Origin of the sequence: Streptomyces sp. AC558_RSS880 (assembly GCF_019049255.1) — a bacterium.
Lineage (GTDB): Bacteria > Actinomycetota > Actinomycetes > Streptomycetales > Streptomycetaceae > Streptomyces.
Window position 1 is genome coordinate 1 of record NZ_JAGMUJ010000016.1, and the last position, 13,040, is coordinate 13,040.

Here is a 13,040-nt window from a genome sequence, read left to right on the forward strand (position 1 = left end):
CCCTCGGGCGGGGCGCGGGCTGGGCGCCGGGGGCGGGCTGGGCGCCGGATACGGGCCGCGCACCGGGGGCGGGCTGCGCGTCGGGGGCGGGCTGCGCGTCGGGCGCGGGCTGGGCGCCCGGCGCGCGTCGTGCGCCGGGTGTGGGCTGGGCCATCAGCGCGTCTGGTCCGCGGTCGCCTCGGACAGGGCCTGCGCGAAGGTGAGCGCCTGGCGCACCGTCTCCGGTCCGTCACCGGCCTCGCTGACGCGCAGGCTCAGGTCGTCGGCCGTGGAGCTGCCCGTGTAGCCGTGGTCGGCCTCGCAGTTGGGGTCGCCGCAGGCGGCCGGCTCCAGGTCGATGCGGGAGACGGCGCCCCAGCCGATGGTGAGCACGATCTCGCGCGGCAGCGTGCCCGGCTTGTACGACTCCGGGTTGGCGACCACCCGGCTGACCACGATCGACGAGATCCGGCCGAGCTTGACCGACTCCGTGGACGTGGTGGCGTACGGCGTCGGGGAGGTGTTGTCCGCGGCCTGCTCGTCGGTGTGGCTGACGATGAAGCGGTTGCCGGTGAGGACGAGCACGGTGACGTGCCGCCGCACCTCGTTCGAGTCGAACGTCGTCTCCTGGTGGACCAGGTACGACCGGATGGGCTCGCCGCCCACGGCGGCCTCCACCGCCTCGGCCACGAGGGCCGGGTAGTAGCCGCTGCGCTCGATCGCCGCCCGCAGCCCCTGGGTCGTCGTACTGGTCTTGGCCATGGGCCCCATCCTACGGGGGACCACTGACTGCGAGGCACCGCTCACCGCTCACCGCACTCCGCTCCCCGGCGCCGGTCAGTACGCGGGGAGGGTCCGCGGGCCGAGGTCGTCGCGGGCGGGCGGCGGGGCGAGGCGTACGGAGGCGCCGAGGACGCTCACGCCGTGCGGGGCGACGACGACCGGCTCCAGGGTGACCGCGACGACCTCCGGATGGTCGTGGACCAGCCGCGACACCCTCAGCATCAGCTCCTCCAGCGCCGGGGTGTCGACCGGTGCCGAGCCGCGCCAGCCGAACAGGAGCGGGGCGGTCCGGATCGATCGCACCAGTGAGGTCGCGTCCCGGTCGGTGACCGGGATCAGCCGGTGCGCCATGTCCCCGAGCAGTTGCGAGGGGGGCCCGGCCAGCCCGAAGGAGAGGACGGCTCCGGCGGCGGGGTCGATGACCGCGCGTACGACGGTGTCGACACCGCGCGGGGCCATCCGCTGCACCACGGGACGCAGCTCCTCCGGGGCGCCGAACAGCTCCGTCAACTCGGTGTACGCCCGGCGTAGTTGTTCCTCGTCGGCCAGGTCCAGGCGGACGCCGCCCAGGTCGGCGCGGTGCCTCAGATGGGGGGCGGTCGCCTTGAGGGCCACGGGGTGGCCGAGGGTGCGCGCGGCCTCGGCGGCGGTGTCGGGGTCCGGGGCGGGGAGGGCGCGGTGGACGTGGATGCCGTAGGTGCCGAGCAGGTCGCAGGTCTCGGCGGTGCCGAGGGCGAGGCCCTGGCCGCGCGCGAGCAGCCCGTCGATGAGCGCGGCGGCGCCCCGCTCGTCGATGTCGTCGTACTCGGGCACCTTGCCGGGCTCGGCGGCGTCCCGCCGCCACTGCGCGTACGCGACGGCCTGGGCGAGCGCCCGGACGGCACGCTCGGAAGCGGGGTAGGCGGGGATGAGGTGGGCGCCCTCGGGGAGCGGCGGGGCCGTCGCGGGAGCGGTGTCCGTCCGGGGCCGTGGCGCCGGGGCCGTCGGCGCCGGGGCCTGCGGGGCCGTGCTGGTGGCGGCCGACAGGGCCGCCGCGAGGCCGCCGAGTTCCACGTGGACCACCAGGACCGGCTTGGACGGGGTCGCGGCGGCGGCCGAGCGCAGGGCCTGGGCCAGGGCCGCGTCGCCGACCGAGCCCTCCCCCACCGCCGGGATCGCCGTCACGACGACCGCGTCGCTCGTGTCGTCGGCCAGCGCGCGGGAGAGCGCCGCGTGGAAGTCCGCCGCCGAGGCCGCGGTGGTGAGGTCCAGCGGGGGATGCGGGCGCAGGCCCTCGGCGAGGCAGGCGTCGTAGGTGAGCAGGCCCAGGGACTCGGAGTTGCCGAGGATCGCCACCCGGGGCCCGGCCGGCAGGGGCTGGCGGGCGAGCAGCAGGCCCGCGTCGACCAGCTCGGTGATGGTGTCCACGCGGATCACCCCGGCCTGCCGCAGCAGCGCGGACACCGTCGCGTGGGGCAGCCGGGTCGCCCGTACGGCGTGTCCCCGGGGGCCCGCTCCGTGGCGTGCGCCCTGGACCACGACCAGCGGCTTCGCCGCCGCGGTCCGGCGGGCGAGCCGGGTGAACTTGCGGGGGTTGCCGATGGACTCCAGGTACATCAGGACGACGTCGGTGTCGGGGTCCTCGTACCAGTACTGCAGGACGTCGTTGCCGGAGACGTCGGCCCGGTTGCCGGACGAGACGAAGGTGGACACGCCGGTGACGCCGGTGACGCCGCCGCCGCGCCGGTGCAGGCGGGACAGCAGGGCGACGCCGATGGCGCCGGACTGGGCGAACAGTCCGATCCGGCCCGGGCGGGGCGTCTCCGGGGCGAGCGAGGCGTTCAGCCGGACGTCCGGGGAGGTGTTGATGACGCCGAAGGCGTTCGGGCCGATGATCCGCATGCCGTACGCGCGCGCGTGCCGTACGAGGGCACGCTGGCGTTCGCGGCCGTCGGGGCCGGACTCGGCGTAGCCGGCGGAGACGACGACGAGCCCCTGCACGCCGTGCTCGCCGCACTCGGTGACGATCTCCGGGACCCGCTCGGCGGGCACCGCGACGACCGCGAGGTCGACGGGCCCGTCGATGTCCCGCACCGAGCGGAACGCGGCCACCCCGCCGATTTCCTTCTCCCCGTCCCCCAGGGCCTTGTTCACGGCGTACAGCCGGCCGGTGAACCCGGTGTCCCGGAGGTTGTCGAGGACGCTGCGGCCCACCCCGCCGGGGGTGCGGCCGGCGCCGACGACGGCCACCGAGCCGGGGGCGAGCAGCCGCTGCACCGAACGCGCCTCGGCGCGCTGTTCGCGCGCGTACTGCACGGCCATGGAGCGGTCGGTGGGTTCGAGGTCGAACTCCAGGCGGACGACACCGTCCTCGAAGCTGCGCTTCTGGGTGTAGCCGGCGTCGGTGAACACCTTGATCATCTTGGTGTTGGCGGGCAGCACCTCGGCCGCGAACCGGCGGATGCCGCGCTCCCGCGCGACGGCGCCGATGTGTTCGAGGAGGGCGGAGGCGACGCCCCGGCCCTGGTGGGCGTCCTGGACGAGGAAGGCGACCTCGGCCTCGTCGGCCGGAGCCGAGGCGGGCGTGCCGTCGGCACCGATCCGGTCGTAGCGTACGGTGGCGATGAACTCGCCGCCGATGGTGGCCGCGAGTCCCACCCGGTCCACGAAGTCGTGGTGCGTGAAGCGGTGGACGTCCTTGGCGGACAGGCGAGGGTAGGGCGCGAAGAAACGGTAGTACTTCGACTCGTCCGACACCTGCTCGTAGAAGCTGACCAGGCGCTCGGCGTCATCAACGGTGATGGGGCGGACGCGCGCGGTGCCGCCGTCGCGCAGCACCACGTCGGCCTCCCAGTGGGCGGGATACTCGTGCCGGTCCGACGGGATCTGCATGGGCCCCAGAGTACGGCTCGCGTACGACAACGGCGCGGGGCAGTCTGTGGTGGACGACAGCCGGGCCGAGGCCGCGGTCCGGCTGTCACCGGGAGCGGGAGCGGAGGCCACTTTGGGCACGCTCCGGGCACGCTTCACGATGTGGGAAACTGGTCTAGACAACCCTGAACACCGAAGGGCAGCAACACATGGCTGAGCGCCGCGTCAACGTCGGCTGGGCCGAGGGCCTCCACGCCCGCCCCGCCTCCATCTTCGTCCGAGCCGCCACGGCCACAGGCGTCCCGGTGACGATCGCCAAGGCCGGGGGCGACCCCGTCAACGCGGCCTCCATGCTGGCTGTCCTGAGCCTGGGCGCCCAGGGCGGCGAGGAGATCGTCCTCGCGTCCGACGCCGAGGGCGCGGACGCCGCCCTGGACCGGCTGGCGAAGCTGGTCTCCGAGGGTCTCGAGGAGCTCCCCGAGACCGTCTGAGCACGCAGGGGGTGCGGGAACGTCTCCTCGCCGAAACGCACCGCACCCGAAAGGCCCGCACGGACCACCGTGCGGGCCTTTTCCTTTTACCTTTCCCCTTTTCCCGGGCAGCAGAAATAACCCCCGAGGAATGCATCCTCTTTGTATACGGCACCCGTGTTAATGCCGGAGACTCGGAATGTTTACGGGATGTTGCGAGTTCCTCACACGGTCCGCGCGGCCGGCGCCGGAGGCGAAGCGCAGGCGGTGCCCGGCACTCGCGCGCTCGGTGTGCAGCGCCGTGACGGACCGCGCGCGGTCGCCGTCGCCGCGCGCCACGGCGTCCACGATCGCGCCGTGCTCCGCCCAGTACTCGACCGGGTCGGACGGCCCCTCGGTGGCGTACATCCAGGCGATCTTGTGCCGCAGCTGGGTCAGCGTCGACGTCAGCGCCGGGCTGCCGGTGGCCTGGGCGAGCGTCTCGTGGAACCAGCCGCTCAGGGAGCGCAGGTCGTCGCTGTTGCCCTGGCGGGCGCGTTCCTGCCCCAGCCGGACCAGGCCGCGCAGCACCTTCAGATGGGCCTCGGTGCGGCGCTGGGCCGCGCGGGAGGCGCCGAGCGGCTCGAGGAGCACACGCATCTCCAGCAGGTCGGCGGCCTCCTGCTCGGTGGGTTCCGCGACGCACGCGCCCGCGTGCCGCCGGGTCACCACGAAGCCCTCGGCCTCCAGCGTGCGCAGCGCCTCCCGGACGGGGACGCGGGAGACGCCGTAACGGCGGGCGAGGACTTCCTCGGTGAGCCGGCCGCCGCGCTCGTGGACACCCGCGACGATGTCGTCCCGGATCGCCGTGCACACCGAGTGCGCGGGAATACGCATGACCGACCTCCGGCTTAATCCCCGTGAAACGTCGACGATTGACGTGTGTTCCGTGACTCTATTGCAATCAGCGGGAATTCACGACGTCGGACCGGAATCCATGCTTATTTTTTGGACAGGCGCCGCCCGGAAACACCGGTGCCCCGGCTCGGGGAGCCGGGGCACCGGGAAGCGGTCGGGTCTAGAGGTTCACGCCGTGCGCGCGGAGGTAGGCGACGGGATCGAGGTCGGAGCCGTACTCGGCGGTCGTACGGGCCTCGAAGTGCAGGTGCGCGCCCGTGACGTTGCCGGTGGCGCCGGAGAGGCCGATCTGCTGCCCGGCGGCGACCTGCTGGCCCACCGAGACGCCGATGGACGACAGGTGACCGTACTGGGTGTACGTGCCGTCGTGCATCTTGATGACGACCTGGTTGCCGTACGAGCCGCCCCAGCCGGCCTCGACGACGGTGCCGACGCCGACCGACTGGACGGGGGTGCCGCTCGCGGCGTGGAAGTCGACACCGGTGTGGCTGCCGGAGGACCACAGCGAGCTGCCGGCCCGGTAACTGGTCGAGACGTACGAGCCGGGGATCGGGGAGACGAAGGTGTTGAGGCGCTCGCGCTCGGCCTCCCGCGCGGCGCGCTCCTTCTCCGCGCGGGCCTCCGCGGCCTCCTTGGCGGCCTTCTCGCGCGCGGCCTCCTCGGCGGCCTTGCGCGCGGCGGCCTCGGCCGCCTCCCGGGCGGCCTCGTGCTGGGCGGCCGCCTGGGCGTCGATCCGGTCGGCGACCGCGTCGCCCAGGGTGACGACGGGCGTGAGGCCGGTCTGTGCGGCGGCGGGTTCGGCGGCGAGCGCGGGGGCCGCGAGGGAGCCGACGACGCCGGTGGTGGTGAGCGCCGCGACGCCCGCCGCGCGGGCGGTGCCGCGCTGCGTCCGGCTGGGACGACGGTGCTTGCCCGGGGCGCGGGTGAACGCCATGGAGAGGCTGGTCCTTTCCTTCCCTCTCGCCTACCGGGTTAGCTGACGGGTTCGGAGCAGGAAGGTCTCCTACGGACCCCCTCGCGACACGCGCGGGCGTCCGATTCACCCCAGGGACTCATGTGGGTCCCCGGCTCCCCTGGCTCGCGCCGTACGGGGACTCGGCGATGGCTGTCCGGTGCCGCGGATGCGGCGCACTGCCCGACGAACAGCCCGGACGAAGCTAAGCGGGGCGCCTTCCGATCCTCAAACGAATCCCGGTTTTTGTAGCGCATCCCACAGGGCAGACAGGCAACCTCCGCCCCAATTCGGGCATAAGAGGGCCCTGATGACTTTCCTGTCACCAGGGCCCCACGCGCGCGTGCGCCTCCGCGGCTCGCTACTCGGCCGTCACGACGGTGACTTCACCGATCCCGAGGGCCTCGACGGGCGCCTTGATCTGTGCCGCGTCGCCGACGAGGACGGTCACCAGACGGTCCACCGGGAACGCGTTCACGACGGCCGCGGTGGCCTCCACGGTGCCGGTGGCCGCCAACTGCCGGTACAGGTCGGCCTGGTAGTGGTCGGGCAGGTGCTGCTCGACCTGGTCGGCCAGGGTGCTCGCGACGGCCGCGGCGGTCTCGTACTTGAGCGGCGCCACACCCACCAGGTTCTGCACGGCGACGTCGCGCTCGTCGTCGGTGAGCCCCTCCGCGGCGAGCGTGCGCAGCACGGTCCACAGGTCGTCGAGGGCGGGGCCGGTGTTCGGCGTGTCCACGGAGCCGCTGATGGCCAGCATCGCCGCACCCGTGCCGTCCGGGGTGGATCGCAGGACCTGTCCGAACGCCCGCACGCCGTAGGTGTAGCCCTTCTCCTCGCGCAGCACGCGGTCCAGGCGGGAGGTGAGGGTGCCGCCGAGGCAGTACGTGCCGAGCACCTGCGCGGGCCACACGCGGTCGTGCCGGTCGGGGCCGATGCGGCCGATCAGCAGCTGCGTCTGCACGGCGCCGGGACGGTCCACGATCACGACCCGGCCGGTGTCGTCGGCGACCACCGCCGGAACGGGCCGCGGCTGCGCCGCGGAGCCGGTCCAGGAGCCGAGCGTGTCGCCGAGCAGCGCCTCCAGGTCGATGCCGGTGAGGTCGCCGACGACCACGGCGGTGGCCGTGGCGGGGCGGACGTGCTTCTCGTAGAAGGCGCGTACGGCCGCGGAGTCGATGCCCTCGACCGTCTCCTCGGTGCCCTGGCGCGGACGCGACATGCGCGAACTCGCCGGGAACAGCTCCTTGGAGAGCTCCTTGGCGGCGCGGCGGGAGGGGTTGGCCAGCTCGTGCGGGATCTCGTCGAGGCGGTTGCGGACCAGCCGCTCGACCTCGCTGTCGGCGAACGCGGGCGCCCGGAGCGCGTCGGCGAGCAGCCCGAGCCCCTTGGTGAGCCGCGAGGCCGGGACCTCCAGGCTGAGGCGGACGCCGGGGTGGTCGGCGTGCGCGTCCAGGGTGGCGCCGCAGCGCTCCAGCTCGGCGGCGAACTCCTCGGCGGAGTGCTTGTCGGTGCCCTCGGAGAAGGCCCGCGCCATGATCGTGGCGACACCGTCGAGACCGGCCGGCTCGGCCTCCAGGGGCGCGTCGAGGAGCACCTCGACGGCGACGACCTGCTGGCCGGGGCGGTGGCAGCGCAGCACGGTCAGGCCGTTGTCGAGCGTGTCGCGCTCGGGGGCCGGGAAGGCCCAGGGCTTGGCGTCGCCGGCCTGCGGCTGCGGGTGGAAGTCCATCGTGGCGAGCTCGGTCACTTCGCCGCCTCCTCGTTCTCGTCGGTGCCGGCGGCTGCGGCGGCTTCCTCGGTGCCCTCGGTGTCCTCGGTGCCCTCGGCGGCGACCGGCTCGTAGACGAGCACCGCGCGGTTGTCGGGGCGCAGGCGGGCCTTGGCGACCTCCTGCACCTCCTCCGCCGTCACCTCCAGGACGCGCTGTACGGCGGTCAGGGCGAGCTGCGGGTCGCCGAACAGGACGGCGTACCGGCACAGTTCGTCGGCGCGGCCCGCGACCGTACCGAGCCGGTCGAGCCACTCGCGCTCCAACTGGGCCTGCGCGCGTTCCATCTCCTCGGCCGTGGGGCCCTGCTCGGCGAACCGGGCGAGCTCCTCGTCGATGGCGGCCTCGATGACCGGCACCTCCACGTCGCCGGACGTCTTCACGTCCAGCCATCCCAGGGAGGGGGCCCCGGCCAGCCGCAGCAGACCGAAGCCGGCGGCCACGGCCGTGCGGTCGCGCCGTACCAGCCGGTTGTAGAGCCGCGAGGACTCGCCACCGCCGAGGACGGTGAGCGCCAGGTCGACGGCGTCGCACGCGCGCGTGCCGTCCTCGGGCAGCCGGTAGGCGGCCATCAGCGCACGCGCGGGGACCTCCTCCTCCACGACCTCGCGCAGCTGCCCGCCGATGACGTCGGGCAGCGAGCCGTCGCGGGGCGCGGGCTTGCCGTCGTGGCTCGGGATGGAGCCGAAGTACTTCTCGATCCAGGCGAGCGTCCGCTCGGGGTCGATGTCGCCGACGACGGAGAGCACGGCGTTGTTCGGCGCGTAGTACGTGCGGAAGAACTGGCGGGCGTCCTCCAGGGTGGCCGCGTCCAGGTCCGCCATCGAGCCGATGGGCGTGTGGTGGTACGGGTGGCCCTCCGGGTAGGCGAGGGCGGTCAGCTTCTCGAAGGCGGTGCCGTAGGGGACGTTGTCGTAGCGCTGGCGGCGCTCGTTCTTGACGACGTCCCGCTGGTTCTCCATGGACTCGTCGTCCAGGGCGGTCAGCAGGGAGCCCATGCGGTCGGCCTCCAGCCAGAGGGCGAGCTCCAGCTGGTGGGCGGGCATGGTCTCGAAGTAGTTGGTGCGCTCGAAGCTGGTGGTGCCGTTGAGGGAGCCGCCGGCGCCCTGGACCAGCTCGAAGTGACCGTTGCCCTTCACCTGGGCGGAGCCCTGGAACATGAGGTGCTCGAAGAGGTGAGCCAGCCCCGTACGGCCCTTGACCTCGTGGCGCGAGCCCACGTCGTACCAGAGGCACACCGCGGCGACCGGGGTCAGGTGGTCCTCGGAGAGCACCACGCGCAGGCCGTTGGCCAGGCGGTGCTCGGTCGCTGTCAGGCCGCCGGAGCCTGCCTGGGCTGTGGCCGTGTGACCCATGGGCATGTACGTCCCTTCGATCGCGGAGGCGGTCGTCGAAACCGCCGTTTCTGCCGGTCCTGCCACTGTATGCAAGCGCGCGGACCCCCGACGAAGTTCCCGCCCGGGGCGGGCTACGCCGAGAGCGAGAATGCGGGGCCACGGCCGCGGGCAGTCGTGCCTCCCCCGGTTCCTCAAAGGCCTGGGAGGTACCCCAGGGCGGCACGGGTGGGCTGGGGGGTACCCCCTGGGGGAGGCACCCCGAAGGCGCCGGGCCGCGCGACGAACCCCCGTCCCACCTCACCCCGGCCACCGGGCGACCCCGCCCGGAAACGCACCGCACACGCGCCGTACCCTGCCCTCCCCAGGGCTCCCGCAACCGGGTCCTGGTCCCGTCTGTCAGTGCGACGGTCCACAATGGTCCGCGTCAGATCCCGTCCACAACGCTTCAGCAAGGAGCCGGCAGCGATGGCCCGCCGCAGCACGAAGACCCCGCCGCCCGACGAGTCGTACGAGGAGAAGATCCTCGACATCGACGTCGTCGACGAGATGCAGGGCTCCTTCCTCGAGTACGCGTACTCGGTCATCTACTCCCGCGCCCTGCCGGACGCGCGCGACGGTCTCAAGCCGGTGCACCGCCGCATCGTCTACCAGATGAACGAGATGGGCCTGCGGCCCGAGCGCGGCTACGTGAAGTGCGCCCGCGTCGTCGGCGAGGTCATGGGCAAGCTGCACCCCCATGGCGACGCGTCGATCTACGACGCCCTGGTCCGCATGGCCCAGCCGTTCTCGATGCGCGTCCCCCTGGTCGACGGCCACGGCAACTTCGGCTCGCTGGGCAACGACGACCCGCCCGCCGCCATGCGGTACACCGAGTGCCGGATGGCCGAGGCCACCAGCCTGATGACCGAGTCCATCGACGAGGACACGGTGGACTTCGCGCCCAACTACGACGGCCAGGAGCAGGAGCCGGTGGCGCTGCCCGCCGCGTTCCCGAACCTCCTGGTGAACGGCGCGTCGGGCATCGCCGTCGGCATGGCCACCAACATGCCGCCGCACAACCTGCGCGAGGTCGTCGCGGCCGCGCGGCACCTGATCAGGTATCCGAACGCCGATCTCGACGCCCTGATGAAGCACGTCCCGGGCCCCGACCTGCCCACCGGCGGCCGGATCGTCGGCCTGTCCGGCGTCCGTGACGCGTACGAGACGGGCCGCGGCACGTTCAAGATCCGCGCGACGGTCACCGTGGAGGACGTGACGGCCCGCCGCAAGGGCCTCGTCGTCACCGAGCTGCCCTTCACGGTCGGTCCGGAGAAGGTGATCGGCAAGATCAAGGACCTGGTCGGGTCGAAGAAGCTCCAGGGCATCGCCGACGTCAAGGACCTCACCGACCGCGAGCACGGTCTGCGGCTGGTCATCGAGATCAAGAACGGCTTCGTGCCGGAAGCGGTCCTGGAGCAGCTGTACAAGCTGACGCCGATGGAGGAGTCCTTCGGCATCAACAACGTGGCGCTGGTGGACGGCCAGCCGCTCACCCTGGGCCTCAAGGAACTCCTCGAGGTCTACCTCGACCACCGCTTCAACGTCGTGCGCCGGCGTTCGGAGTTCCGCCGGGGCAAGCGGCGCGACCGCCTCCACCTGGTCGAGGGCCTGCTCACGGCCCTGGTGGACATCGACGAGGTCATCCGCCTCATCCGCTCCAGCGAGAACTCGGCGCAGGCCAAGCAGCGCCTGATGGAGCGGTTCTCCCTCAGCGACATCCAGACCCAGTACATCCTGGACACGCCGCTGCGCCGCCTCACCAAGTACGACCGGATCGAGCTGGAGGCCGAGAAGGACCGGCTGAACGCGGAGATCGAGGAGCTGACCCGGATCCTGGACTCGGACGCGGAGCTGCGCAAGCTGGTCTCCACCGAACTGGCCGCGGTGGCGAAGAAGTTCGGCAACGACCGCCGTACGCTGCTGCTGGAGTCGGCCGGCACCCCGGCCGCCGCCGTACCGCTGCAGGTGGCGGACGACCCGTGCCGCGTGCTGCTGTCCTCCACGGGCCTGCTCGCCCGTACGGCGGACAACGAGCCGCTCGCCGACGACGGCAAGCGGGTCAAGCACGACGTGATCGTCTCGGCGGTGCCGGCGACGGCCCGCGGTGAGATCGGCGTCGTCACCTCGTCCGGCCGGCTGCTCCGGCTGAACGTCGTCGACCTGCCGCAGCTCCCGCAGGCGATGCCGACGCCGAACCTCTCGGGCGGGGCGCCCCTGGCCGAGTTCGTGTCCCTGGAGGACGACGAGCAGGTGGTGTGCCTGACCACGCTCGACGAGTCGTCGCCGGGCCTGGCGCTCGGCACGGAACAGGGAGTCGTCAAGCGCGTGGTGCCCGACTACCCCTCGAACAAGGAGGAGCTGGAGGTCATCACGCTCAAGGAGGGCGACCGGATCGTCGGCGCGGTCGAGCTGCGCACGGGCGAGGAGGACCTGGTCTTCATCAGCGACGACGCCCAGCTGCTGCGCTACCCGGCCGCGCAGGTCCGGCCACAGGGCCGTCCCGCGGGCGGCATGGCGGGCATCAAGCTCACCGAGGGGGCGAAGGTCATCTCCTTCACGGCGATCGACCCTGCCGCGGACGCGGTGGTGTTCACGGTCGCGGGTTCGCGGGGCACGCTGGACGACTCGGTCCAGACGACGGCCAAGCTGACTCCGTTCGACCAGTACCCGCGCAAGGGCCGGGCCACCGGCGGCGTGCGCTGCCAGCGGTTCCTGAAGGGCGAGGACTGCCTGGCCCTGGCCTGGGCGGGCCCGGTACCGGCCCGTGCCGCGCAGAAGAACGGCGCCGCGGTGAACCTCCCGGAGCCCGACCCGCGCCGTGACGGCTCGGGCGTCTCCCTGCCGAAGACGGTGTCGGTGGTGGCGGGCCCGGTCTAGGCCGCCGGGTCCTCCGCCGCTCCCTGCACATAGCGCAGAACGCCCCACATGCCGTGCTCGTCGGTGTGTGGGGCGCCGTCGCTCCGGCACGCCTCCAGCTCCTCGCGGAGGGCGGTGGCGTCGATGTCCGACCCGATGAGAACGAGCTGCGTGAGCCGCTCCTCGCCGACGGGCCAGGGCTCGGGGTAGAACCGCAGGAACCGCCCCACGGCATGTACGGCGTACCGGTTGCGGGTGTCGTACGGCCCGAAGTCGACGTAGCCCTTGATCCGGTACAGCCCTTCGGGCCGGCTGTCCAGGAACCGGATCAGCCGGCGCGGGTCCAGCGGGCGCCCGGAGACGAAGGAGACGCTGTCGTACGCGGCGTGCAGATGCTCAGCGTGGTCGTCGTGATGCAGATCGTCGAACGACAGCTGTCCGACGCGCTCCTCGCTCGGCCTGCAGTCGAAGAGGAACTCGGGGTCGACCCGGCCGTGTGTGGCGGGCACCACGGCCGCACGGTCGACGAGGGACCGGACCATGGCCGGCACGCGCGCGGCGTCCGTGACCCGGTCCACCTTGTTGACGACCACCAGATCCGCGAGGGCGAGGTGCCGGTCGATCTCCGGGTGCCTGGCCCGGGTGTCGTCGAACTCGGCGGCGTCCACGACCTCGACGAGTCCGCCGTACACGATGTCCGGATGCTCGCTGGCGAGCACCATCCGCACGAGTTCCTGCGGTTCGGCGAGGCCGCTGGCCTCGATGACGATGACGTCGATCCCGGCGGAGGGCCGGGCGAGCCGCTCGAGGTACTCATCCAGCTCGCTGCCGTCGACGGCACAGCACAGACACCCGTTGCCCAGCGACACGGTCGAGTCCCCGAGCGCCCCGGCGACGGCCATCGCGTCGATCTCGACGGCCCCGAAGTCGTTGACCACGGCACCGATGCGGCTGCCGCCGCTGCGGTGGAGGAGGTGGTTGAGCAGGGTGGTCTTCCCCGAGCCGAGAAATCCGGCCAGTACGACCACCGGAATCTGCCGCCCGCTGCTCCGCTCCGACACGCGACCCCTCTCCCACCTGTGCGCACACCGGCTCGCTCACGGCGT

General features: G+C 72.7%; 9 protein-coding genes and 1 riboswitch. Of the genes, 2 read left to right on the forward strand and 7 right to left on the reverse strand.

The window, feature by feature from the left end; all coding sequences use genetic code 11:
- Positions 1-153: 153 nt before the first annotated feature.
- Together KUM38_RS06450 and KUM38_RS06455 are read right to left on the reverse strand one after the other, a co-directional pair.
- The gene (locus KUM38_RS06450) at positions 154-750 is read right to left on the reverse strand and encodes a DUF5998 family protein (RefSeq protein ID WP_217128298.1); all 597 of its coding nucleotides are present in this window, start codon (positions 748-750) and stop codon (positions 154-156) included.
- A gap of 66 nt (positions 751-816) precedes the next feature.
- A complete protein-coding gene (locus KUM38_RS06455) occupies positions 817-3,633 on the reverse strand; it encodes a bifunctional GNAT family N-acetyltransferase/acetate--CoA ligase family protein (RefSeq protein ID WP_217128299.1) in 2,817 nt (938 codons plus the stop codon).
- A 188-nt stretch (positions 3,634-3,821) separates the two neighbouring features.
- Here KUM38_RS06455 and KUM38_RS06460 point away from each other — a divergent pair, with 188 nt between their 5' ends.
- Entirely contained in the window at positions 3,822-4,103 is a 282-nt protein-coding gene (locus tag KUM38_RS06460) for an HPr family phosphocarrier protein (protein ID WP_217128300.1), read from the forward strand.
- Positions 4,104-4,262: 159 nt separating this feature from the next.
- On the opposite strand, the gene KUM38_RS06465 is transcribed toward KUM38_RS06460, so the two are convergent.
- The 4 genes from KUM38_RS06465 to KUM38_RS06480 all read right to left on the reverse strand — a co-directional run bounded on the left by KUM38_RS06465 (position 4,263) and on the right by KUM38_RS06480 (position 9,063).
- On the reverse strand, positions 4,263-4,958 hold the full coding sequence (locus tag KUM38_RS06465; RefSeq protein WP_217128301.1) for a GntR family transcriptional regulator: 696 nt from the start codon (positions 4,956-4,958) through the stop codon (positions 4,263-4,265).
- 181 nt (positions 4,959-5,139) lie between these two features.
- Positions 5,140-5,913 carry a M23 family metallopeptidase gene (locus KUM38_RS06470; RefSeq protein ID WP_217128302.1) on the reverse strand — a complete coding sequence of 258 codons (774 nt, stop codon included), beginning with the start codon at positions 5,911-5,913 and terminating at the stop codon, positions 5,140-5,142.
- Positions 5,914-5,925: 12 nt separating this feature from the next.
- Positions 5,926-6,090, reverse strand: a riboswitch (cyclic di-AMP (ydaO/yuaA leader).
- Between the two features lie 202 nt (positions 6,091-6,292).
- A complete protein-coding gene (locus KUM38_RS06475) occupies positions 6,293-7,681 on the reverse strand; it encodes a pitrilysin family protein (RefSeq protein WP_217128303.1) in 1,389 nt (462 codons plus the stop codon).
- Positions 7,678-9,063: a pitrilysin family protein gene (locus KUM38_RS06480; RefSeq protein WP_217128304.1), complete on the reverse strand. Its 1,386-nt coding sequence runs from the start codon at positions 9,061-9,063 to the stop codon at positions 7,678-7,680. The genes KUM38_RS06475 and KUM38_RS06480 overlap by 4 nt, the downstream gene beginning before the upstream one ends.
- Positions 9,064-9,504: 441 nt before the next feature.
- Between KUM38_RS06480 and KUM38_RS06485 the strand changes: the two genes are divergently transcribed.
- Positions 9,505-11,955: a DNA topoisomerase (ATP-hydrolyzing) subunit A gene (locus KUM38_RS06485; protein ID WP_217128305.1), complete on the forward strand. Its 2,451-nt coding sequence runs from the start codon at positions 9,505-9,507 to the stop codon at positions 11,953-11,955.
- Here the strand turns inward: KUM38_RS06485 and KUM38_RS06490 are convergent.
- Positions 11,952-12,995 (reverse strand): GTP-binding protein, encoded by a 1,044-nt coding sequence (locus tag KUM38_RS06490; RefSeq protein WP_217128306.1) that lies wholly within the window; start codon positions 12,993-12,995, stop codon positions 11,952-11,954. The two genes, KUM38_RS06485 and KUM38_RS06490, sit on opposite strands and share 4 nt — an antisense overlap.
- Between the last annotated feature and the right edge of the window lie 45 nt (positions 12,996-13,040).

What these genes read in the sequence shown, in the direction of transcription:
- KUM38_RS06450 (WP_217128298.1), bottom strand. Translation starts at nt 750, where the DNA reads ATGGGGCCCATGGCCAAGACCAGTACGACGACCCAGGGGCTGCGGGCG.
- KUM38_RS06460 (WP_217128300.1), top strand. Translation starts at nt 3,822, where the DNA reads ATGGCTGAGCGCCGCGTCAACGTCGGCTGGGCCGAGGGCCTCCACGCC.
- KUM38_RS06485 (WP_217128305.1), top strand. Translation starts at nt 9,505, where the DNA reads ATGGCCCGCCGCAGCACGAAGACCCCGCCGCCCGACGAGTCGTACGAG.
- KUM38_RS06480 (WP_217128304.1), bottom strand. Translation starts at nt 9,063, where the DNA reads ATGCCCATGGGTCACACGGCCACAGCCCAGGCAGGCTCCGGCGGCCTG.
- KUM38_RS06455 (WP_217128299.1), bottom strand. Translation starts at nt 3,633, where the DNA reads ATGCAGATCCCGTCGGACCGGCACGAGTATCCCGCCCACTGGGAGGCC.
- KUM38_RS06465 (WP_217128301.1), bottom strand. Translation starts at nt 4,958, where the DNA reads ATGCGTATTCCCGCGCACTCGGTGTGCACGGCGATCCGGGACGACATC.
- KUM38_RS06470 (WP_217128302.1), bottom strand. Translation starts at nt 5,913, where the DNA reads ATGGCGTTCACCCGCGCCCCGGGCAAGCACCGTCGTCCCAGCCGGACG.